Source organism: Schinkia acidoalkalinis (assembly GCF_054301215.1).
The window spans coordinates 1402651-1426499 of record NZ_CP182573.1; the positions used below are offsets into that span (position 1 = coordinate 1402651).

At 37.0% G+C, this 23849-nt stretch carries 21 protein-coding genes, 1 pseudogene and 2 other annotated features; of the genes and pseudogenes, 9 read left to right on the plus strand and 13 right to left on the minus strand.

The annotated features are described in order from the left end of the window. Positions 1-39 precede the first annotated feature (39 nt). Positions 40-1857, plus strand: coding sequence for an ATP-dependent zinc metalloprotease FtsH (gene ftsH, locus ACNQFZ_RS07475; RefSeq protein ID WP_458414654.1), 1818 nt, complete (start codon positions 40-42; stop codon positions 1855-1857). A gap of 89 nt (positions 1858-1946) precedes the next feature. Here ftsH and ACNQFZ_RS07480 read toward each other — a convergent pair whose 3' ends face one another. From ACNQFZ_RS07480 to ACNQFZ_RS07500, 5 genes are all read right to left on the minus strand, one after another. Beyond that, positions 1947-2384: a DUF2935 domain-containing protein gene (locus tag ACNQFZ_RS07480; protein WP_458414655.1), complete on the minus strand. Its 438-nt coding sequence runs from the start codon at positions 2382-2384 to the stop codon at positions 1947-1949. Between the two features lie 107 nt (positions 2385-2491). Further along, positions 2492-3466, minus strand: a complete 975-nt coding sequence (locus tag ACNQFZ_RS07485) for an L-lactate dehydrogenase (protein ID WP_458414656.1) — start codon at positions 3464-3466, stop codon at positions 2492-2494. Between the two features lie 133 nt (positions 3467-3599). Continuing rightward, positions 3600-4304 carry a response regulator transcription factor gene (locus tag ACNQFZ_RS07490; protein WP_458414657.1) on the minus strand — a complete coding sequence of 235 codons (705 nt, stop codon included), beginning with the start codon at positions 4302-4304 and terminating at the stop codon, positions 3600-3602. Between the two features lie 98 nt (positions 4305-4402). Beyond that, positions 4403-6067: a methyl-accepting chemotaxis protein gene (locus ACNQFZ_RS07495; RefSeq protein WP_458415339.1), complete on the minus strand. Its 1665-nt coding sequence runs from the start codon at positions 6065-6067 to the stop codon at positions 4403-4405. Positions 6068-6241: 174 nt separating this feature from the next. After that, positions 6242-6385, minus strand: coding sequence for a hypothetical protein (locus ACNQFZ_RS07500; protein ID WP_458414658.1), 144 nt, complete (start codon positions 6383-6385; stop codon positions 6242-6244). Positions 6386-6606: 221 nt separating this feature from the next. Here ACNQFZ_RS07500 and ACNQFZ_RS07505 point away from each other — a divergent pair, with 221 nt between their 5' ends. Both ACNQFZ_RS07505 and ACNQFZ_RS07510 read left to right on the plus strand, forming a co-directional pair. Further along, positions 6607-7038, plus strand: a complete 432-nt coding sequence (locus ACNQFZ_RS07505; protein ID WP_458414659.1) for a phosphate-starvation-inducible protein PsiE — start codon at positions 6607-6609, stop codon at positions 7036-7038. A 66-nt stretch (positions 7039-7104) separates the two neighbouring features. Then, entirely contained in the window at positions 7105-7914 is an 810-nt protein-coding gene (locus tag ACNQFZ_RS07510; protein WP_458414660.1) for a hypothetical protein, read from the plus strand. A gap of 86 nt (positions 7915-8000) precedes the next feature. Here the strand turns inward: ACNQFZ_RS07510 and ACNQFZ_RS07515 are convergent, their stop codons facing one another. Next, on the minus strand, positions 8001-8795 hold the full coding sequence (locus tag ACNQFZ_RS07515) for an enoyl-CoA hydratase/isomerase family protein (protein WP_458414661.1): 795 nt from the start codon (positions 8793-8795) through the stop codon (positions 8001-8003). A gap of 174 nt (positions 8796-8969) precedes the next feature. Continuing rightward, complete coding sequence (locus ACNQFZ_RS07520; RefSeq protein ID WP_458414662.1) at positions 8970-9851, minus strand: LysR family transcriptional regulator; 882 nt, start codon at positions 9849-9851, stop codon at positions 8970-8972. Between the two features lie 144 nt (positions 9852-9995). Here ACNQFZ_RS07520 and ACNQFZ_RS07525 point away from each other — a divergent pair, with 144 nt between their 5' ends. From ACNQFZ_RS07525 to ilvN, 3 genes are all read left to right on the plus strand, one after another. After that, on the plus strand, positions 9996-11222 hold the full coding sequence (locus tag ACNQFZ_RS07525) for an MFS transporter (RefSeq protein WP_458414663.1): 1227 nt from the start codon (positions 9996-9998) through the stop codon (positions 11220-11222). A 134-nt stretch (positions 11223-11356) separates the two neighbouring features. Continuing rightward, positions 11357-11620, plus strand: a binding site (T-box leader). Between the two features lie 79 nt (positions 11621-11699). After that, positions 11700-11962 (plus strand) — a binding site (T-box leader). An 86-nt stretch (positions 11963-12048) separates the two neighbouring features. Beyond that, complete coding sequence (gene ilvB, locus ACNQFZ_RS07530; protein ID WP_458414664.1) at positions 12049-13785, plus strand: biosynthetic-type acetolactate synthase large subunit; 1737 nt, start codon at positions 12049-12051, stop codon at positions 13783-13785. Between the two features lie 5 nt (positions 13786-13790). Further along, positions 13791-14267, plus strand: a complete 477-nt coding sequence (ilvN, locus tag ACNQFZ_RS07535; protein ID WP_458414665.1) for an acetolactate synthase small subunit — start codon at positions 13791-13793, stop codon at positions 14265-14267. A 141-nt stretch (positions 14268-14408) separates the two neighbouring features. Here ilvN and ACNQFZ_RS07540 read toward each other — a convergent pair whose 3' ends face one another. Genes ACNQFZ_RS07540 through ACNQFZ_RS07550 form a run of 3 tightly spaced genes read right to left on the minus strand, consistent with a single transcriptional unit; the run spans position 14409 to position 16309 of the window. Further along, complete coding sequence (locus ACNQFZ_RS07540) at positions 14409-15236, minus strand: hypothetical protein (RefSeq protein ID WP_458414666.1); 828 nt, start codon at positions 15234-15236, stop codon at positions 14409-14411. 15 nt (positions 15237-15251) lie between these two features. After that, the gene (locus tag ACNQFZ_RS07545; RefSeq protein ID WP_458414667.1) at positions 15252-15947 is read right to left on the minus strand and encodes an ABC transporter ATP-binding protein; all 696 of its coding nucleotides are present in this window, start codon (positions 15945-15947) and stop codon (positions 15252-15254) included. Then, positions 15944-16309, minus strand: coding sequence for a GntR family transcriptional regulator (locus tag ACNQFZ_RS07550; RefSeq protein ID WP_458415340.1), 366 nt, complete (start codon positions 16307-16309; stop codon positions 15944-15946). The genes ACNQFZ_RS07545 and ACNQFZ_RS07550 overlap by 4 nt, the downstream gene beginning before the upstream one ends. A gap of 281 nt (positions 16310-16590) precedes the next feature. Between ACNQFZ_RS07550 and ACNQFZ_RS07555 the strand changes: the two genes are divergently transcribed. Next, positions 16591-17076 carry a hypothetical protein gene (locus ACNQFZ_RS07555; RefSeq protein ID WP_458414668.1) on the plus strand — a complete coding sequence of 162 codons (486 nt, stop codon included), beginning with the start codon at positions 16591-16593 and terminating at the stop codon, positions 17074-17076. 99 nt (positions 17077-17175) lie between these two features. Beyond that, positions 17176-17451 (plus strand): annotated as a pseudogene (locus tag ACNQFZ_RS07560) (hemerythrin domain-containing protein); the annotation flags it as partial. A 51-nt stretch (positions 17452-17502) separates the two neighbouring features. Here ACNQFZ_RS07560 and ACNQFZ_RS07565 read toward each other — a convergent pair. Continuing rightward, the gene (locus ACNQFZ_RS07565; protein ID WP_458414669.1) at positions 17503-18675 is read right to left on the minus strand and encodes an ABC1 kinase family protein; all 1173 of its coding nucleotides are present in this window, start codon (positions 18673-18675) and stop codon (positions 17503-17505) included. Between the two features lie 201 nt (positions 18676-18876). Then, entirely contained in the window at positions 18877-19665 is a 789-nt protein-coding gene (locus tag ACNQFZ_RS07570; protein ID WP_458414670.1) for a class I SAM-dependent methyltransferase, read from the minus strand. A 245-nt stretch (positions 19666-19910) separates the two neighbouring features. Here ACNQFZ_RS07570 and ACNQFZ_RS07575 point away from each other — a divergent pair, with 245 nt between their 5' ends. Further along, positions 19911-21023, plus strand: a complete 1113-nt coding sequence (locus ACNQFZ_RS07575; protein WP_458414671.1) for a UDP-N-acetylmuramoyl-tripeptide--D-alanyl-D-alanine ligase — start codon at positions 19911-19913, stop codon at positions 21021-21023. Between the two features lie 126 nt (positions 21024-21149). Here the strand turns inward: ACNQFZ_RS07575 and ACNQFZ_RS07580 are convergent, their stop codons facing one another. Continuing rightward, entirely contained in the window at positions 21150-23540 is a 2391-nt protein-coding gene (locus ACNQFZ_RS07580) for a polyprenyl synthetase family protein (RefSeq protein ID WP_458414672.1), read from the minus strand. Positions 23541-23849: the final 309 nt, after the last annotated feature.

The window sequence follows — 23849 nt, forward strand, 5'->3', positions numbered from 1 at the left end:
TATGTGTTTTTAATTTAGAACTAGTATGGAGGACTATTTATGAAAGCAATAAAACCACCCAAAAAGCCCCTAATCTACTATTACGTGGTAATCCTACTCGTTATATTGCTTTTAAACACTTTTATTTTCCCAGCCATTTTTAATCTATCTGTGAAAGACGTTGATTATGGAACATTCCTTACAATGGTGGAAGAGGGGAAAGTAGCTCAAGTCGAAATAGAGGACAACCTTATTATGTTTACGCCAGTTGATACGAATAAAGTTAAGGCATACAGAACCGGACTTGTTGATGATCCGAAATTAGTGGATCGGTTACATGCTGCAAACGTTGAATTTACAAAGGTGATTCCAAGGGAAACATCGCCATTAGTCTCTTTCTTAATGTCATGGATTCTTCCACTTCTCATCTTTATTGCAATTGGTCAATTTTTTATGAAAAAATTGCAAAATAGATTAGGTGGTGGAAACGCCTTATCTTTTGGAAAAAGTAATGTGAAGGTATATGTTGAAGCACAAACTGGCATAACCTTTGCTGATGTGGCAGGACAGGATGAGGCAAAAGAGGCGTTGCAGGAAATCGTTGATTATCTTCATAACCCTGATAAATACAAAAAAATTGGAGCAAGCATTCCTAAAGGAGCTCTTTTAGTAGGTCCTCCCGGAACGGGTAAAACCCTTCTAGCAAAAGCAGTTGCAGGGGAATCCAAGGTTCCGTTCTTCTCTATTTCAGGCTCCGAATTTGTTGAAATGTTTGTAGGCATGGGAGCAGCAAGGGTAAGGGACTTATTTAAACAAGCCCAGGAAAAGGCCCCTTGTATTGTCTTTATCGACGAAATAGATGCCATCGGAAAAAGCCGTAATTCTGGAATGGTTGGCGGAAATGATGAACGTGAACAAACATTAAATCAGCTCTTAACAGAAATGGATGGTTTCGATGCAGATAAAGGTGTTGTCATATTAGCAGCAACCAATAGACCGGAAACACTTGATAAAGCACTTCTTAGACCAGGTCGTTTTGATCGTAGAGTTCCAGTTGAATTACCTGATCTTGCCGGCCGTGAAGCTATTTTAAAAGTACATGCTGAGCATGTGCAGATGGCTGACGACATTGACTTTAATGTAATTGCAAGAGCTACCTCAGGTGCGTCGGGGGCTGACTTGGCGAATATTGTTAACGAGGCTGCATTAAGAGCAGTAAGATTAGGCCGCGATAAAGTAATCCAAAATGATTTAGAAGAATCTGTAGAGGTGGTAATCGCCGGATACCAACGTAAAAATGCCGTTATTTCAATGAAAGATAAATTAACAATTGCCTATCATGAAATAGGACATGCTTTAGTTGCCGCCAAACAGAGCCATTCTGCACCCGTTCATAAAATCACGATTATTCCAAGAACCTCTGGTGCATTAGGATATACGATGCAAGTGGATGAACATGAAACAATTTTAATGTCAAAGGAACAAGCTATAGACAAAATCACTACCTTTATGGGTGGCCGTGCTGCTGAAGAAATTATTTTTAATCGAATTACATCTGGTGCCTCCAATGATATTGAGCAAGCAACAAAGATTGCAAGATCGATGGTAACAAGGTTTGGGATGAGTAATGAATTTGATATGATGGCGCTTGAAACAGTAAATAATCCCTATTTGGGAGGGGACACTACACTCCTAGTTTCTGCGGAAACGGCCTCAAAAATTGATAATGAGGTTTTAAAGATAATCAAGGCCTGCCATCAAAAAGCGATCCAAATACTAGAAAATAATAAAGAAAAATTACATGAATTGACGAAGTACCTCATTGAAAAAGAAACGATATCCGGTGAAGAATTTATGGGTATTTTAACTGGGAAGTGAGTAAGAATAGAAATAATATGGTCCATAAAAGTGAAGGCAACAGGTCCAAAAATATCTGTTACCTTCATATTTTCTCTTTGCTTATACCGTTATTTCCAACCTTGAGGATTACTATATAAAATGGTCCTTGATATACCGATAAAGTATTCTGACTCTCTTATGATGTGATCAAGTATAGTTGTAGCTATTGTATTATCCTTGGCTGCGGCACTATATATTTTAATCTGACGGACCAGCTCAATAAATTGCGTACTCTCGTTTAGACAGTGGGTCACAAGCTGCATGACCTGCTGTTGAAGTTGCTCATATACGTATTGACTCCGATTCACCGTTTCTACGTAACTAACAACTGTTTGATGAGTTTTTGTAAGTGCTTGCTCCCATTCTTTTAATGCATCTACATATTTTTTTTCTAAATTGCCAAGAGCCACACGAATAACAATCGTATGTTCTTTTTCTTGATCCTTCCAAAACTCTGCTTCATCCAAAACCCTGAGCGGCATTTGTTGTCCATAATAAAATTGCATAAGTCATCCTCCCTTATACTTAGAAGTAAACTTATCTAAATATATAGGAAAACGGGAAGGAATATGACTTTACTGCCGATGGAATAATTTTTGAATACATCCTTTTATTAAGAATTCTTACCTGTCTTTGCGACTTTCATCGCTTCTTTTATATATTCAGCGGATTGATGCAGCCATTCAAGTTCCTCTGCATCAAGAGCGATTTCCAATTGTTGTTCTACTCCATTTCTTCCGATAATACAAGGCATACTTAATGCAACATCCCCGTCGTATCCATATTGTCCGTGTAATGTTGTGGAAACTGGATATACACTACGTTCATCCAACATAACTGCCTTTGCTAGTGTAACTGCAGCTTGGGCAACACCAGCGTTTGTCCAACCTTTTCCATTTAACACATCAAAGGCTGCCTTTACAACCTGCTTTTTAATACCTTCCCTGCTTAATGGTTCTTTTCCTTGAAAGACTTGGTCTAATTCTTTTTCACCAAATCCTTGTACATTTAAGCGGCTTAATACCGGGAACGCTGTATGCCCATGTTCTCCCATCATATAACCTGTGACACTTTTCGGGTCGATATTATAATTAGTAGCAACAACTTTGCGAAGACGTGCTGAATCAAGCATCGTTCCTGTTCCAAATACACGTCCCTTCGGATAGCCAAACTCATTTTCTGCAATGTACACCATAGTATCTAAAGGATTAGTTATGAAAATAATGATTGCATCTTTCGTATATTTCGTAATGCCAGTCATGACTTCACGAATAACCTCTGCATTGATCACAGCTAATTGTGCCCTGTCCGGCATCGCATCTTTGTCACTTGGTATCACGCTTGGACCTGCAGCGCAAATAATTATATCTGCATCCGCACATTCTGAATAATCTCCAGCACGGACTGTTGTATTTGACATATAGGTAAGAGCCGTTGCATGCTCTTGGTCAAGAGCTTCACCATATGCAACCTCCTTATTTATATCAATAACAGCTATTTCCGCAAACAGTCCTAATTTCATAGCATCTGCTAGAACATAAGAGCCAACATGACCCACACCTACAACTACTAATTTATTTCTTTTCATTGTTCTACCCCCAAATCTATTTATAAAATAATTTTATCACAATAGTGAAAATTCGGTTAAATTTAGCGTTGAATTTTATTGTACATAAAAAAGGAATAGACCACTTATGAAAATGGTCTATTCCTAGCTGTAACTATTTCTCAAACTTATACCCTACACCGCGAATTGTTTTAATATATATAGGTCTCCTTGAATCACTTTCAATCTTTTCCCTAAGGTGACTTATATGAACATCTACTATTCTGGTATCACTAGCAAACTCATAGTTCCAAATGGCATTTAGTAGCTGGTCTCTAGTAAATACACGGCCTTTGTTCTGCGCAAGATAGACAAGCAGTTCGAATTCCTTTGGTGTAAGCTCAAGTCTTTGCTCGCAAATATAGGCTTCATACCGTTCAGGTAATATATTTAAATCGCCTATTTCAATTTCATCCTCTTTTACAATTTCTTCAATTTCTTTATCGATTGTGAGCTGCTTTCGTCTTAAAATTGCCTTTACTCGTGCCACAACCTCTCTAGGGCTAAAAGGTTTAGACATATAATCGTCAGCACCAAGCTCAAGACCTAATATTTTGTCAAACTCATCGTCTTTGGCTGTTAGCATTATGATTGGAATCATTACGTTTTGCTGCCGCAGCCTTTTGCAAACTTCAATTCCATCCATTTTTGGTAACATTAAATCCAGTACAATTATTTCTGGATGTTCCTCCATCGCTTTCTTCATTCCTGCCTCACCATCTTCGGCAGTAATTACTTCAAATCCTGCCTTCTGTAGATTGTATTGCAGTAATGTAATAATCGTTTGTTCATCATCCACGACTAATACTTTTTTGACCATGGGACCCTCCAGTAAGTATATACTAATAAAAATGTAACACTTTACTGTTAAGTTAGTTTTTATGAAATGTAAATTTCTTGTAAATTCGAAAGGAGAACTTAATCAACATTAAATCTTTTTGTTTTAGAGGACAACGAATACGATAAATCTTTTAACAATAAGCCAATTTGATGTGTTCTCTCCATCTGATTCATTTGGCCGTCACTTGTAGCAAGCATCTGTTCTGAACTCGAGAGGGTCTCTTGCGATACTGAGACAATCCCAATTGTTGTTTGTTCAAGCTCAGGTAAAATTTTTTGAAGGTCAGTGAGTTCTCCTTGCATATTTTCTATTTTTACAATGACTGTACTAATTTCATTCATTAGTTCATCAAAGGATACTTTTGATAAACTTGCAATAGTCAAAGTTTCCTTTATCTTTAAAAGAATTCGATCAAACTCATGTGTAGCCTGCAATGTAACCTCTTCCATATTGGAGATCGATTGGGTGATTTCTTCAGCTGCTGTTGTCGATTGTTCCGCAAGCTTACGTACTTCATTAGCCACAACAGCAAAGCCTTTGCCCGCTTCACCAGCTCTTGCTGCTTCAATCGCAGCATTTAGTGATAGTAGTTTCGTCTGGTCCGCAACGCCTTGAATCAAGCCTACTAAATTAGCAATAGAGAAGGAATGACTTTTTACCTGCTTGATTGTTTCAGTCATATACTCAAAATCCGCTTCAAATAAATTGATCGTTTCTATTAATTCCTTCATATTTTGCTCGCCCCCTTGGGCAGAATGATTCATATCTTCAGAACTAATGGAAACCTTATCCATATTGGAGATAAGCAATTCAATTTTATCTTTTATGTTGTTAAATTCATCTACACTATTCTCCGAGCTAATCGCTGTTTGTTCTGCTGCTGTTTTCACAACATTAATATCTTGGATTAATTTATGACTAAATACCAATGCTTCCTTAGATGAATGACTTAAATGTTCACCGGTACTCTCCAGCTCTGTTGTCGTTTGATTTAATTCATGAATGACCGATCTCATTTGATCAACCATCATATTAAAACTTTTATTCAAAGAAATAATTTCTGGAATTGTCGTTTTCACTGAACTAGTTTTATTTAAATTTCCTTCACGTACGTCTCTCATCGTCTCCTGCAATTTTTTCAGTGGTTTCGTAATACTTCTAACAAATAAGATAATCAGGAATGTAGAGATAAGTAAGGAGACAATGACTAATGCGATCATAAAAGTATGCATTTGATTCACTGGTCCTAAAAATGATTGCGTAGGCACCAACAAAACGTAATTCCCACTGATTTCATTAATCTTTTGAACCGAAATAGTATAATCCTCCCCTGCAAGATGATAATGAAATACGCCATTATCCATTTTATTTATTTTGTTTACCAATGAAATTGGGAAGGTTATCTTTGCTTTACGACTTACATGAAAAGGAGTTACTTTTTCATCTTGAATATAGAAAATTTCTGAACTTATTCCATCCTTTTTTAACTGACGTTGCTGATCACGAACACTCATTTCTACTTGTTGTAAAAAGTAATCATTATCACTTATATATACAAATTTTAAATTCTTTACAATATAGGACATAATCTCAACTTCACGAACTAAACGATTCTCTGTTATTTGAATCGTTGTATTTTTCGCTATACTAAAAAAAGTAAATCCAAAGATATTAATCGATACAACAAATATTGTAATAAAAATAAGAAGAAGTCTACTTTGCAAACTTAACCGATTAAACACTTTTTTCAATGTTAATCCCCCATTTAATTAAAATCCCCATCTAATTGATGAAAATTTTACCATTCAAATATTAAGTGATTGTAAATGTTGAATCTTTTTTTTGTTAAGAATGAAAAATAAAAAGGATTGAACTCTGTTCAATTTAGAGTTCAATCCTTAGTAACTACTTACCTATTATTTATTTTTTGGCTCTTCCATTCCTATAATCTCGACTGATTTTACTGAAGCAGACTTTTGAGCTTCCGCATATATATTCGCCGCTGTAGGAAATAAAATTGCCACACTTAATAAAGGAACCATTACCTTTCTCTTCTTCATTTGTGTAACTACCTCCAAAATAAAATAGAATCTAACGTTCTACTTCATAATAGAAAAGATTTGTTAATCCGCTATATTTAAAACATTAAGAAAGTTTAAATTTTTATAGGCGTTAAGTTTTAGTATATTTATACTAACGGTGTTTATTTACAATTTATTAATTATTTTTTCATTACTGGTTAACATCCAAACCTTATCCTAAAGTCAGAAAAAATGATGAAATGAGGTTTTTTATGGAAAAGGTAAAGAAACTAGTAATGTCAAAGGAACCAATCGTTTTAGTATTGCAATTTATTTTAAATGTATCCCTAATTCTATTAGCTTTTGTATTAGCGTCTCTTATGGTTTTGGAACTAAAAGATTTTTTTATTTTCCTTATTTCAGTAAATGAAGCATCCTTCGGTGAATTTTTTGAAAAAATATTAATATTTTTCCTATACTTTGAGTTCATAGCATTAATTGTAAAGTACTTCAAAGAACATTATCATTTTCCACTACGTTACTTCATGTATATCGGAATAACAGCTATGCTTAGAGTAATTATTATCAATCATGAAAATGCTATTAATACGCTACTCTTTTCTTTAAGTATATTAGTGTTAATCATTGGATATATCATCATTAAGATCGCTTCTATTTTCACTAATCGCTAATTTCACTTATAATTAGAGTAATTGGAACTTTTCTTGAGCTAAAAGTTTGAAGGGAGGAATATTTATTTGAAGGTTTACGCATTAGTGGGGAAAAGCGGTACCGGTAAAAGTACAAGCGTTTTACATTACTGTTATGAACATGACATTCCAGCCATAATTGATGATGGAATTTTAATTGTAAATGGCCGAAAGATTGCGGGCACCTCCGCTAAGTATGAAAATAATGCAATAAAGGCTGTTAAACGGGCAACATTTTTTTACGAAGATCACCGCCAAGAAGTGATGAATGTTATTAGAATGACAGCCATTGACAAACTCTTAATTGTTGGTACCTCTGTCAAAATGGTTGACTTAATCGCGCAAAAATTGATGGTGGGGCATATTGATCAATATATTGATGTTTCGGAAATTCGTACAAATAAAGAAATCAATATGGCACGCTATATGCGTAATACACAAGGGAAACATGTAATTCCGATTCCTTATATGCAAGTGGAGCAGAATAAGTTAAAAAAAATCATCCAAAAAGGCAAAAAACTTTTCTCCAAACAATCAAATTATATTGGCGAAGAAACAGTCATCCAGCCGCATTTTACGACAGGGACTATTACGATTGATGAAAATGTGTATAAAGAAATCATCACACACACTTGTAAAAAAATTAGCTGCGTCAGGGACGCAAAAATTCTCGACTACGATTTCAATACTTTTCAAAGTATAACAATCGCAATCGAACTGAACTGCTCCCTTGAACAGAATATCGTTGAACTTTTAGAAGAAATTCAACGAAAAATTAATGTGGCATTGCTCACTTATTTTGAAATCGAAATGTATGCCATTCATATACAGTTAGCAGCTATTAAGATTGAAATATGACCAACAAAACAAAAAGGACAGCCAATCCTCAAACATAATTAGGGTTAGTTGTCCTTTATCTATGTCTCTACTAAAATGGATTTTTATCAAATCCCCTTAAAATTAGGTTTTCTTTTTTCAACGAAGGAACGTACACCTTCTGGGAAATCATAAGGATCAACGCATGAATCAAGACCTGTTTCCCATGGAATCGAAACGGTCGGATTATTAAAAGAAACAGCCTTTTTAACAGCTAAAAGAGAGGCTGGAGATTGCTCCATAATCTTTTTTCCTAAACGAATCGCATAGTGGTTTACATCCGTTTCGTTGTCCAATAAATAATTTATAAGTCCTAAATCATAGCATTCCTGCGGCTTTAAGAGCCTGCCCGTGTAAACAAGATCCATTGTTCTGCTTTTTCCAATTAAATCTGCAATTCTTCTCGCAAAGGGTTGGTTTAATGTAATCCCTAATCTTCCAACTGGCATCCCCATTAAAGTATTTGGTGTTCCAACTCGAATATCACAGGATAAGGCAAGTTGGAAACCTGCACCCATAGCAGGACCATTAATAACACCAATCGTTGGTAGTGGAATTCTTTCAAAGGTGGAAATGGCTTCTTCCATCATTCGAAACGCATCATTCGCTTCCTCAATCGATAGATTATTAAATTGTTTCAGATCTGATCCAGATGTAAAAAGTTTTTTCTTTCCTCGTAAAATCACAACTCTATTCTTCGGATTTTGTGTGATCCTCTTTCCAACCGCTTTTAGGTCAACCCACATTCTATTTGTTAAAGCATTTTTCAAATCCGGTCGATTAATCGTAACAATGGCAAAGCCGCCGCTTTCTTGTAATGAAATATTGCCGTCTTTTTCTGTTTCTTTAATTGTAACCCTCATTTTTACCCCTCCCCCAATTCAATATGTCTATGTAATTATATTTTGACTTATTTTAATTTTAACAGATTTAGGAAGAAAATAACATGGGGATGGTTCTATCATTTTCCTAATATTCAGATAAATATACGGTCAATATTTATATCAAATCTTAATGATGATAAACTGAATCCAAGTTTAATTAAAACCTTCAATAAAACTCCGAGCAGCTTTTGAAATATAGCGATTTTCCAGCCAAATTAGTGCTATTTCCGACTGGAGAGAGGAATCAGTAATCTCCAATACATTTACATCCTCACTTAAAAATGCCGAAATGGCTGATTTGGGGAGGATACTTGCGCCGATACCAGAAGCTACTAAATAAAGTAGGATATTCACATCCGGACATTCGCATAGCACAGTTGGGTTAAATGAAAAATGGATACACTCTTCTATGATTCTTTCGTATACCCCTTCTCCTTTCTTTCTATGAGTTAATAGTAATGGAATATCTTTTATATCGATCATCGAAATTTTTTCTCTCAAGGAAAATGCTTTCCAATCTTTTGGAACTACAAATACAAAAGGCTCTTTTTTTAATTGAAGCATCGAAAGTCCGTTCATCTCCAAGGGATAACGAACAATTGCTATCTCAATTTTACGGGATTCTAAGTGTTCTCTAATTTCATATGGATCCCCTCCCCATATTTTAAATGAAACCATAGGATACCTTTGTTTGAAACTTTGAATTCTATTGGGGAGATAGGAAACACAGGATGGTACGACACCAATTGATAACGTTCCTTGCAAACCCTCACCAATCTCTTTTACTTCCTTTATTGATTCGCTAAATAAATGTAAAACCCTTTGAGCCTTTTCGTAAAGAACCCTCCCCGCTTCCGTAAGTTCCATCCTTTTTCCGTTTCTTTTTCGTTCAACTAATTTTACTCCAAGCTCTTCTTCCATCAGCTGAAGCTGCTGGCTTAAAGGGGGCTGTGCCATATTTAACTTTTTAGCTGCCTGAGTGATTTGGCCTTCTTCAGCGATAGCAATAAAATAGCGTAATTGTCTTATGTCCACTTTTATCCTCCGATATATATGAATAAAATATATAAAACTAACTTTATTAATATTTTTCATATAAATTTATACATGATATTATGGCTAACAGCAATATTTAATTTTTTATATTTTTAATAGTAAGTGAATATTGGAGGGGATATATTGCTAAAGCCAAAATTATGGACAAAAGATTTTATAGGTATTCTAATTGCTAATTTTCTTGCGTTCACGACATTTTACTTTTTACTAGTCACTTTACCGATATATACATTACAAGGACTGAAAGGGAATGAATCAGATGCTGGGCTTATTGTTACAATTTTTTTAATTGCAGCTATCATTACCCGCCCGTTTGCAGGAAAATGGATAGAAAAGATTGGGAAGTATCCGGTATTTTTGATTGCCTTCTTAATTGTTTGTGTTTCATCCTTTTTTTATTTCGTAACACAATCCGTTCCAACACTGATTATACTTCGCTTTTTCAATGGAATTGGATTCGGAATGGCAACTACAGCTACTGGAGCCATCGTAGCTGATCTTATCCCTGAATCCCGAAAAGGGGAAGGGATGGGCTATTATGGTTTAACACTCAATCTCGGTATGGTAATTGGGCCATTTTTAGGGTTAACTATTATGCAACATAGTGGAACAAATACAATGTTCCTTATTAATGCTTTATTAGCCATATTTGCCCTTATTGCTGGATTTTTCGTTCGAATTCCAAAAAAATTAGTTACACAAACTATTACGAATGAATTAAAGGAAAATAAAGGGGTTAAGTCATTATTTGAGGTTTCAGCCCTTCCTATTTCATTGGTTTCTGCATTTTTTGGACTGGCTTATTCTTCGATTGTTTCCTTTGTATCTATATATGCCGAGGAAATTGGTTTAATTGAAGCTGCTAGTTATTTCTTTGTAGTGTATGCTATTGTCCTTTTAATTTCCAGACCGTTTACCGGGAAATGGTTTGATTTATACGGAGCTAATAAAATAATCTATCCAGCAATTTTACTTTTTGCCTTTGGAACATATTTACTCAGCGTTTCAACATCATCACTATTATTTCTCGTTTCAGCCGCTCTTATTGGTTTAGGTTGGGGAACCATTTTTCCAAGTCTTCAAACCATTGCTATTCAAATTGCACCAACTGAAAAAAGAGCCTTAGCTACGGCTACTTTCCTATCAATATTTGATTTTGGATTTGGAATTGGTTCTTTTTTATTCGGTCTCGCAACAGTAAAAATAGGATATGGTTCATTATACTTTTATAGCACCTTCCTTGTCCTAGTAGGGATTGGCGTTTATTATTTACTACATGGAAAATACTTATTGCAAAACAAAATAATAGAAGGACTAGTGACAAGAGAAGTAGATACAAAGGGAAGGTAAGATTTCAACAAACATGTTATTTTATTTAGCTTTACAAATAATAGTTCCCTTTCCCCCACCTAGTCTGATATATTTTGGGTTACGAAATCTTGACAAGTTCACAGAATTATTATAAAATTCAAAACAAGTTGATATTCTAAGCTATGAAGAGGATTAAGAAATTAGGCTCTTATGTACAGAGAGCAGAGGATTTGCTGGAACCTTTGCCATAATCCATAATTTCGCTGTCGCCTCTGAGCTGTATTCCTGAATAATACTCATGAATAGTAAGGAATAACGGAAGGCACTCGTTATTGTGTCATAGGTTTCAAAAGTCTGAAACTTGGTGAGGTTATATGCTGTGAGGCATGTAACAAATCAGGGTGGTACCACGGAAGTCAACCTCTTTCGTCCCTATACACGAAATTCCTGCGTGTATGGAGATGAAAGAGGTTTTTTTAATTTAATATCTTTCGATTAAATAATCTTAATAATAAGCATTAAGCAATGAAGAGGATTAAGAAACCGGGCTCTTATGTACAGAGAGCAAAGGATTTGCTGGAACCTTTGCCATAATCCCCAGTTTCGCTGTCGCCTCTGAGCTGTATTCCTGAATAATACTCATGAATAGTAAGGAATACCGGAAAGCACCCGTTAGTGTGTCATAGGTTTCAAAATTTGAAACCTGCTGAGGTTATATGCTGTGAGGCATGTAACAAATCAGGGTGGTACCATGGAAGTCAACCTCTTTCGTCCCGATATACGCAATATTCCTGCGTATTTGGACGTAAGAGGTTTTTTGTTTTTGGGGTAATTTCAATCGTAATATTTGGGAGGATGATGACTAATGAGCAATGAAAGCACAATGATTTTATTCAAAAATGAGTATCGTAAAAAGTTGTTACAACCTGATTGCATAAACGGTTCTGAAATTTTACTTCGTTCCCTGCTATTAGAAGGAATAGATTGTGTCTTCGGTTATCCCGGGGGAGCTGTATTATACATTTATGATGCAATGCATGAAAACAAAGATTTTAATCATGTTTTAACACGTCATGAGCAAGGGGCGATTCATGCAGCAGATGGCTATGCAAGGGCAACGGGCAAGCCTGGTGTTTGTCTTGCTACATCGGGTCCAGGTGCAACCAATCTCGTGACAGGAATTGCAACAGCTTATATGGACTCAGTTCCAATGATTATTATCACCGGTAATGTTGCGACTTCTGCAATCGGTAGTGATGCTTTCCAGGAAGCAGATATTATTGGAATCACGATGCCTATTACCAAACACAGCTATCAGGTTCGGGATGTTGAGGACCTTCCAAGAATCATTCGTGAGGCATTTTATATCGCATCCACTGGCAGAAAAGGACCTGTGTTGATCGACATTCCAAAGGATGTTTCATCTAGCAAAACGACCTTTCAATATCCAATGGAAATTGAAATTCGCGGCTATCAGCCTAACCCTCATCCTGACAGGCCACAGGTTGAAAATTTGCTGAAAGCAATCGAAGAGGCTAAACGTCCTGTAATAATTGCTGGTGCTGGCATCGTTCATTCCGGGGCTCATGAGGAACTTATAGAATTTGTCAATAAAACACAAATTCCTGTTGCAACTACCCTTCTTGGATTAGGCGGATTTCCAAGTGCCCACCCGTTATGGATGGGAATGCCTGGTATGCACGGAACGTATACAGCAAATTTGGCAATACAAAATAGTGATTTGTTGATTAGTATTGGTGCCCGCTTTGATGATCGGGTAACGATGAGATTGGATGGGTTTGCGCCGAACGCAAAAATTGCCCACATCGACATCGACAGAGCTGAAATCGAAAAAAACATTAAAACCGAATTCCCTTGTGTTGGTGATATAAAGACAGTGTTAACATTAGCTAACAAAACAGCCAAGTCTGCACAATCGGCTAAATGGATCAATCAAATCAAAGAAAACAAACAGAAGTTTCCGTTGAAATATCAAGATGGTGATCAGGTACTAAAGCCACAGTATGTGATTGAAATGATTAACGAAACAACGGGTGGGGAAGCCATTATCACTACGGATGTAGGGCAGCATCAAATGTGGACAGCTCAATTTTATAAATTCAATCACCCGCGCTCAATCATTACTTCAGGAGGCTTAGGTACAATGGGGTTTGGTTTGCCTGCCGCTATTGGAGCACAAATTGGAAAGCCTGATCGTTTGGTTATTTCCATTAATGGGGATGGCGGAATGCAAATGTGTGCCCAGGAATTAGCTATTTGCGCGATTCATAACATCCCGGTAAAAGTGGTCATCATCAATAATCAAGCGCTGGGCATGGTACGGCAATGGCAGGAATTTGTATACGATGAACGTTATAGCCATATAGACTTATCTGGAAGTGTAGACTTTGTCCAATTGGCAAAAGCATATGGAGTGAAAGGATTTCGGGCACAAACAAAGGAAGAAGCTCAAAAAGTGTGGAAAGAAGCGTTGGAAACTCCAGGGCCGGTCTTAATTGACTTCGTTATACCTAAAGGAGAGAAGGTCTTACCAATGGTTTTACCTGGAACAACTCTTAACGAAATGAAGATGGAGGGATAAATATCATGAAAAATCGAAAAACAATCTCATTATTAGTTAAAGATCATCCGGGCGTTATGCAAAGAATAACAAGTCTCTTTACCAGGCGTGGATATAATATGGAAAGCATAACGGTTGGGGCCTCTGAAGAAACTGGTTTATCCCGAATCACCATCATTACCACTTGTGATGAAAGTCAAGCCAATCAGATTATCTTTCAGCTGCAAAAATTAATGGAAGTTTATGAAGCAACACTCCTCAGACCGGAAAAAACGGTTATTCGCGAATTGGCACTTATTAAAATAAATGTAGAGCCAAATCGGTTTAGAGAAATTTCCTCTCTGGTAAAAAGAATTCATGCTACCATGTTAGACATCGGTTCAAAGACAATGATTATTCAGGCTGTTGGAGATACAGAAAGGATTAATAACATTGTGGAACAGTTAACACCTTATGGAATGTGTCAGTTGTCCCGAACTGGTGTAATGGCGATGGAGAAGTAAAGGTAAAGCTAATGTAGTGAAAAATTACTCAACTAAACAGTATTCAATCAAAATGTTTTATATCGCTAAATCAAGGGAGTTTGTATGGTAAAATCATCGTAAAAGGCGAGGTTTAAACTATAACCCCCGCCTTTTTTTGTCTTATAAATCGATTTTCTTTTCGATTAAATATCCCGTTCCTAAGAAAAGGGCTACCGTTGTGATAATGCTGTAGATACCAGCAATCATATTTACTGGAAATCCCCCTTCTGTTTGGCTTTGAAAAACACTACTTCCAATCATAAAATTAACATGCGAATTAACAAACTCCTGCGTACCTACTTTAAAGGTCTCCAAATCTATATAAAATGGAAACAATGCCTCTATTCCAAACTGGAGGGATGAAAGTATTCCATTTAATACTAAGAAAATAATAAACCATAGCCCGCCGATCCGTTTATTACGAAAGGTAACCTTCCCCAGTGCCATTGAAAAGTAAATGAGAATCAACATGTAGACTCCCCTGAAAACAGTAGCGATTGCGATAAAAAGGATAACTTTAATTGATACAGCATTAGTGACCGCAGCAAAAAGATCGGAAACATTCAATTCAAACGGAGTAAAACTTAACGCCATGATTACATTGTAAAGGGCAATGACGATACCTAAAATGAAAAACCAAAGTAAAGCAACAATTAATTTTGCGCCGACTACTTCAATTCCTTTTAAAGGCAGCGTAAATGTTAAATATCCTCGATCCTCATATAATTCCTTTCTAAAAGAGCCCACGATATATAAGAATGTGACCAAAGCTGTTCCAAAAAGAATCATCATTGATAGGCTCATAAAAATACCGCCACCAATAGAGCCGCCGTCTGCCATTCTGTTGCCATAGGCATATAAACTTGTAATCAGGATCAGCACGAGTGCTAAAATACCCAATATAAATTTATACGTGCCTTTGATTTCATATTTCATAAGATTAACCATTTCTCTTCCCTCCCATTACCCAAATATTTCTTTATAAATATCATCGATTTGCATTCCTTTTTCTTCCCGTAACTCTTCTGCATTTCCAGTTAAAACGATATGACCATCCTTTAAAAAGACTACATCATCAAACATATTTTCCATGTCCCTTACCAAGTGAGTTGTAATGAGCATCGAACTATTTTCATTAAAGTTATTGATGATGGCACTTAAAATTTGATCTCTGGCAACCGGATCCACACCCGCTATTGGCTCATCCAATATATAAAGTCTCGCATTTCTTGCCAGAACAAGAGATAGATTCAATTTCTCATGCATACCTTTAGAAAGAGTATCTATTTTCATGTTCTTTTCCAGTTTCATAAAATCAAGTAACTCCGTAAACTTCTGTTCATCAAAGTCGGAATAAAAATCTTTATAAAATTGGCAAGCATCTTCTATCTTCATCCATTTATATAAAAAATTACGATCAGGCAGATAGGAAACAATCGCTTTCGTGCCAACTCCGACACCGTGGCCATCAATGAGAACTTCACCGCTTGTTTGCCTTAAAAGCCCAGTTAATATCTTAATGAGGGTCGTTTTCCCACTGCCATTTGGGCCAAGGATGCCGACCACTTTTCCTTCTTCAATATTCAAACTGATATGATCCAATGCTGTCTTATTTATATACTTCTTTGTAAGATTACTTATTTCAATAAGGTTGCTCATTCTCGCTCCTCCTTAAGCCATTCTGATATCAATTCCTTTATTTCATTGGATGTAAATCCGAGATTTTTCATTTGGTCAAAAAATTCATTCAACAACTCAGTTGCCATGACTTTTTTTAAGTTTTTTATCGTCTCGGTATTTTCAGTTACAAACGTACCCATTCCTCTTTGCGTAAAAACAAACTCTTCCCGCTCCAATTCCTGATACGCTCTTTGAATTGTATTAGGATTAACTTTTAATTCTTTAGAAAATTCTCTTACAGATGGCAACTTATCACCCCCATTTAATTCTCCAGAGGCCATCTTGGTCTTCAGTAAATTCATGATTTGTATATAGATAGGGAGATTATTATTAAATTCCATCATTTCACCTCCAAAAGTATTATTGTATTGGTGTATTAATCGAATAGTACACTAACATACAGATACTGTCAAGAAGGGAAACAATGGGGACGGTTCTCAGCGTTTCCCTAAAAATTAACAAATTAAATTCTAAAATAAGCGCCCCCTTTTGCAGATGCCATCCTTCTACTTGAATCCTCAGAAAGTTGGGGATACTATCTGTATATAAAGAGTAAAATGTAGTAACCAACAAAGAAGCACTTCAAATACGATGATATCTCATCTAGGAAAGGAGAAAATTTATGTCTTTTTTTGGTATTGTCATTATCATTATGTTAGTCTATTTCTTCATTATTCGGCCACTTACCCAACGAAACCGGCCGCAAATTTATGATCAAAGAAGAGGGTACTATGACCAAGGAGGGCATTATAGTGGTCCCCAGGGAGGGGGCTTTGGAAGATTTGGATCGTTTGCGGGAGGAATGGCTGCCGGAGCTTTACTTACCTATTTACTTGATCAGGGGCGAATTGGTTTTGATCAATTTAATGCACTGCAAAATTTAGAAGACCACGAAATCATGCGTGAATTAATGGACCAAAACATCATCCAAGAGCATGAAATTGACCAATTGCAGGAGCAGTTTGGAGAGCAAGGTGGATACGAGGATTGGGATGGCGGGCAGAATGATGCGAACGTTGATCAGGGAGACAATAATTATCAGGATAATCATAATGACTTTGACTCTTCTGATTGGGGGGACAGCGGCGGTGGTGACAATTGGCTTTGAACAAATTTCGGTAAAGTAATTTTTCAATATTTTTGTCAAAGTGAATCTATTATATTAAAATAATGCAATAAAGTTGGGTCTACGGAAGAAAGGGAGCCTGTTTTTCATCAATTAAAGCAGGAAGTAAAGGAATTTGCAGTAAATCTTAAACATCATTCTGTTCGAGAAGAAGACTATCTGTTTAGAATGATGGAAAAATATCTTGGTAAAAGCGGAGGCCCAATCGCAGTTATGGAATATGAACATGAGCGTGCGGACGAGTGTATCAATGAATTTTTGAAAAACAAAGAGGAAAATGGACAACAAACAACGGATAGCATAATGAGCAATGCAGCTCTTGTTAAAAATGCCCATGATATCCTAACAGGGAAATAAAACCATAAAAGCCGTTTAATCCATCATAATGGTAAAACGGCTTTTATGATTTTATTCATGTTTCGAACTTAAGACCTCACTTGCCTGTACAGGCTCCGCCATCACTGGAGGAACAATATCAAATAGCAGTTTCATCCAATCATTTCGAGGGGCTAATAGAGTTAAAGTGGTAATCAAAATACCAATCCCACGGATAAGAAACATGTATTTTGCTTGTAGTTGTATGGATTGGTCATGTAAAAATGCTTGCAGGCCAGAAACCACATCGCTCAGTTCCGGCACCTGCCCATTACTTTTACTTAATTGTCCCAGCATATGATTGATAAGAGGCTTTAAATGGCTGTCATCAATCCCAGGTTTAAGAAAACCCAGATGTCGAAAGGCCGACAAAATGCCATCTATATTTTGAAAGAGAATGTTCTGAAACAGATTTCTTACCGTTCTTACCTCATCTGCCATCAATTCAGTAACCATCCCAAAATCTAAGAAACAAAGACGATTCCCCGGCTGAATCAGTAAATTTCCCGGATGCGGGTCTACATGAATGAAACCATAAAGAAGGAGTTGCTGCACATAAGCATCCAGCAACGTCCTAGCTATTTCAGGCAGGTCAATATTACATTCGAAAAGCAACTTGTCATCTGTTACACGTGCACCTTCCATATATTCCATGACAATGAGCCTCGCGGTGGTGTAGGAATCAAACACTTTCGGAATCTTAATCTGTTGGTGATTTGAAAACATCTTTGCAAACCGACGAAGCTGTTCCGATTCACGATAACCATTCAGTTCTCGCCCTATCGTCTCAGTAAATTCGCGGTGCAATTGGACAAAATTCATTTTTCGACCGAGCTTTGGAAAACGTTGAGTTACTTTCGCAATTAAGCCAAGTGTGTCTAAATCTGCTTGTGCTAATTTCTCCATTTTCGGCCTCAATATTTTTACAGCAACCCTCGTTCCATCCTTCAATACAGCTCTATGTACTTGGGCAAGCGATGCTGCAGCAACCGCCTGCTTATCAAATTCCAGAAATACCTCAGAAATATTTTTTTTCAGCTCTTGCTCAATAAACGGCTGGATTTTCTGAAAAGACTCTGCAGGCATTGCATCCTGCAGGTCAGCGAGCTCCTGAATAAACGCTTGTGGCAGCAAATCTCGACGCATACTTAAGAATTGGCCAATCTTGACAATAATTCCTTTCATCCGAAAGGCAGTATTCCGCATCCGTATTCCCGCCTTCTGACATACCCGGTTTACTTCCCTTTCGCGCTCTTTGCCCGATAATCGTTTGTTCAGGCGCTCAATTTTCCAATAATCCAATACAAAAGAAAGTACTAGTCGGATAAGCAAAAACCGTCGTTTTATTCTAAGTATCACTTGGCACTTCACCTATCCTTCCAATTTCGTTCGCTTCTAGCAGTTTTTCTATTTTGAACATGTACCCAATACGGTCACAGCTTCGTAATGCATCGTAAAACCGTCTGGATAACGAGCATCAATCATTCCTGCAACATTCGTTTTAATTTCATCAGGTACATAATTTAACAACTCGAATAAATTTTGAAAGAAATTCAGCACTTCAGCACCGCTCTCAAATGTAAAAGGAATGAGATGACGAGTGATTTCTAATTCGGCAAAACCCGCCTCTTCCATGGCGTCTGGCAGTAATTCTGCCTTCTCAAATTTTGATAAGAAGGGTTTCGCAAATACTGGAACGTCACCAAATAGTTCCTCACCAATTGAAAAGAATTCCTTCCATGTATTTCTACCGGGAACACTAATTAAAATGGTTCCTTCTGGTTTTAGCACATTAAGCATGCCTCTCATGGTTTCCGTCGAGTTGGAAAAGAACGGAAAAGCCAAGTTGCACACCACCAAATCAAATGAATGCTCGGGAAACTCTATTATTTCAGCCTTCATAGTCTTAAATGTTGTATTTTGTAATTCTTCCTGAGCAGCAAGCTCCGTGCATTGCTTAATCATAGCACTAGAGGAATCAATTCCCGTCATCTGAATTTCAGGATATTTTTTCGCCAGTTCGATGGATACTGTTCCAGGTCCACAGGCAACATCCAAAACCTTGCTTGTCCTTCCATCCAGGAATTCCCCAGCCTTTTTGATGACAATCTCAGCGATTTTTGGTGAAATCTGGTTTCCTACAGTACTTTTATAAAGAATACTTCCCTCTTCCGATAAAAAATTAGGAATCCGCATCTTTTATCTCCTTTCGTAGTGCACACCATTTCCTCTTTAGCTTAGCATAGAAAATTAAAATATATGTGATATAAATCACTAAACATAGGGACGGCATAATAATCAAACCGCATATTTTTGTTTCAATACGAAGGCTTGCTTCATACAATAAAAGGGAGCAAAGACGCCTTAGTCCCTCATTTAGCAAATATTAGGAAAACGCAAGAACCGTCCCTGCGTTTCGCTTCTGAAAGAAGGTATCAAATATGGATATTATAAAACAAATTTATAAAAAGCCGCTCATTGCTATTACAGGCACTGCTGGTAAAACGACTGTTAAAGCGATGATTAGTGCTATTCTAAGAGAAAAGTGGTTCATTTTTGAATCAAGAGACTACTATAATACTACTTTTAACACACCTAAACATAAAGAAGAAATAGGACCGATTCACCGTGCGGTAGTCCTTGAATACGGGATGGGATTTCCCGGACAAATTGCAGAACATTGTTCCATCATTCAGCCAAATATGGCAGTGATTACAAATGTCGGGTCAGCACATATCGGTAATTTCGAAGGAAAAGTTGAGAAGTTGGCAGCTGCAAAATCAGAAGTTATTTATGGCATGCATCCGGAAGGGCTTTTATTTATAAATCAAGACGATCAGAATTCTAAATTATTGCACACCTCTAAATTTAATGGAATAATCACCAGAATTGGAATAGAGTCAGCATGCGATTATCAAGCAAGAAATACTATGTATAGCCAGGATGGAATGGAGTTTGATATAACACTTAATGGAAACGATCATCACTTTTTTATTCCAATGATTGGAAAACATAATATTTATAATGCACTATTTGCAATTGCCGTTACCGATAAACTTGGTTTTTCCCCCGAGGAAATGAAAAACGGATTAAGAGCAATTAGAAAACCAGAGCGCCGCCTCCATGTTCATCATCTAAAAAATAACATTACTGTCATCGATGACACGGTCCATGCACACCCCACCGCAATGAAAGCCGCTATTGATGTTCTTGTCGAAGTTGGAAAACAAAAAAAAATCGCGGTGCTAGGTAGCATGGGAGAATTAGGAGTATTAATGGAAGAAGCTCATCGTGAAATCGGCAAATATGCCGTTACCAAGGGCATCGATGCCCTCTACACTTACGGTAATTACTCCAGTCACACTTACGAAGCGGCACTAGCCTCCGGCTTTTCAAATGAACAAGCAAAACATTTTTATGGATTAAAAAGAAAAGAGCTTCATAGAGAACTTCTAAAAATCATCGAGCCTGGAACAACTGTACTAGTCAAAGGTGCCAGTCGGCAAAAAATGTATGAAACCGTACAATTTTTAATTGATAATCTTGGAAAATAAAACAGTGGGTAAAACAGTGGGGACGGTTCTTCTGTTTCACTAATATTTGGTAATTTGCACTAAAAAAGCACCCTGTTGGAAATTATTAGGAAAACACCAAGAACCGTCCCCATTGTTTCCTGTATTTCAATGATCCCGGTTTACTAAATAATTCAATAAATGCTTCAGAAAGGTGGTATTCCGAGGGACTTCCTGCAATACCTCCATCGCTGAACAATAATGGTCCCACATTGCTTTTTTTGCCCCCTCCTGACCGAGGATTGATACAAAATTCGAATTGTTATTTTCAGCATCTTTTCCAATTGGTTTTCCGAGTAAGTTTAAGTTTCCTTCAACATCTAGTAAATCATCTTTAATCTGAAATGCGATACCAGCATGTTGTGCAAATTTTTTCAAAGCTTCGATTTCCAATTCATTTGTACCTGCAAGAATAGCTGGCATGATGAGAGAAGCCTCGAACCCCAACCCGGTTTTGTAATAGCACATCAAGTTCAATTGTTCCAGTGTCAATAATTTTCCTTTCGAGTCCAAGTCCATCACTTGCCCCTTGCACATATCCATTGCCGTTTTGGAAGAATATCGAATCAAGGTAAGCACGGCTTTTGAATCAAACTGTTCAAGATCAAGAGATGCTTGTTCCTCAACAGCCTTTTGGGTAAGAAATAGCCCAGTCAATTCTGCTGTTGCCATGTTGTACACCTGATGCAGAGTTGAACGCCCCCTTCGGATAGACGCATTGTCCTGGGATGGTAAATCATCAAAGATTAGTGAGGCGGAATGCATATATTCCAATGATCGCAACAATGGCAGGATTGAAGTACTTTTTAAGCCATACCCATGAACAGCCATAACCCAAGTCATAATTGGCCTCAAACGCTTTCCGTCACCTTCGAGAATGTAATTTGCAGCTTCAGTTATTGGGTCTTTCATCAATGAAATATTTTCGTCCTTTGGAATCTTCAAGATAGTGTTAATTTGAGTACGTGCGGTTTCGATCGTATCAAGAAATTCTTCCCGCTCTTTTCTTTCATTCTTTAGAATGGTAATGATATGGTCACGAAGCAATTTATCAAAAAAATCCACATCATCCGCTTTTTGAACCATATTCTGGATAACACAATTAAAACTTGGGTTCCCGGATGCAAATAGCTCCATAATCTCCTTGTATTTTTGTGTACCCATCCGTTCTTTAAATCGTTTCAGACCGTTTATTGCACGATCCAAAATTACCTCACAGGTCTTTCTCTCAGACTGATACACATTATGGATTAAATGGGAGATGACCGTCCAGTATAATTCAAAAGGGTTGATAAGATCCAATCGCTGATTATGATATTTCAAATAATAGGTATACGGCGTTACCATGCCGTTCTCCATGTCATCATACATATCGGAAAAATCATCGGCCAACTGGTTGTATATCCCGTAAAAGAATGTTCGGCTTTCAAATCCCTCATCCTCAGGGGCCTCGATTACTGAACGGGCGATTAATCTTGAAGAAGAGGATTTTAGGATAATTGGAATATAAAGGTCCTCATTGTTGTAATGTGGACATGATAAATCCTTTTCGCGGTCCACCTCTTGAGAATGAAAAAAAATATAGGATTGCTCAAAAAAATGTTTTCTTGTCTCCGCACCCTGATTGTCCTTAATATATTCAAAGGCTTCTCTAAGCTCGGAATATATAAATCTAATCAAGTCCTTATTAGGTCCGGTCCATTCACCCAATTCAAGTACAGATCCTGTGATTAGGCTTGAACGTATCAAATCGGAATATTGTTTCTTCTCCTCAACTGATAAAATATTGGCGTCCAAAAGGTCATCAATGAAGGGATATGTCAAGCCATAGGAATATCCCAGCCTAATAGCTTTATCAAGTTTATCGGCACGGCCTTCGGGCAATCGATCATTCCCCATCTCTTCAAGTTCGTGCATCACCACTCCAGCGATAATTTTAATTAGCTTTCGCTGAGCATTCTCCGCATCCATCCCCTCTGGAATCATCATGGATACAGTCTTTAGTTTGTGTATCAACCAAATGATGGTGGATTCTACATCCTCCATCTGAGCCCTCCGATACAACCCTGCAAGGCTAAACGTCTCTATTTTATTATCCTTCTTGCCTTCTATAGCATAATGGGTTAGCTGACTTTTTATACTTTCAACTACACGTCCAATCTTTACGTGAGTATCGGCTGAGTCCAAAACTTTACCGAGATCCCGCAGAAAAATATAAGAGAAACTCCGATTCAAATAATTGTCTAACTTTCCGGTTTTATCAAGCCAATAGATATAATTGTAGTACTCCCTAGTGGCTGGTTTCTTCTTTCCTTTTAAAAAAAAGGATAGCACTGAATGATGAATATGATTGTGCTTCCAGGATTGAAAATCATTTGTTAGGGTAGAAATGTATTTCTTTTGAATGACCTGCTCATGAAGTAATTTAAAATAATGGGCCGCCTTCTCCTCTGCCAATCGATAGGACAGTTCGGCGTTTTTTATTAATTCCTCATTCATATACATTACCTCAGCTTAGTTTTCTCTTATATATATATTATAATTAAGACTAATTTTAGCACCTCACTTGGGCCCTTATCGCCACTGTTATTTAGATTTCAATGCACAAAACCACAATGATTTTTGCCTGATAATACTGGATAGTGAGGATAAAGGTGGGTTACCTTTTGAACCGTTCAATTAGCGGTTATCTTTATTTTGGCAAGCATGCATGCGATATTAAATCAATTCAATAATAAACAAATAATGGTAATGTGGGAAGAATTTATACCATGTTCTCATCTGTTTTATATGTTAACATGAATTTTG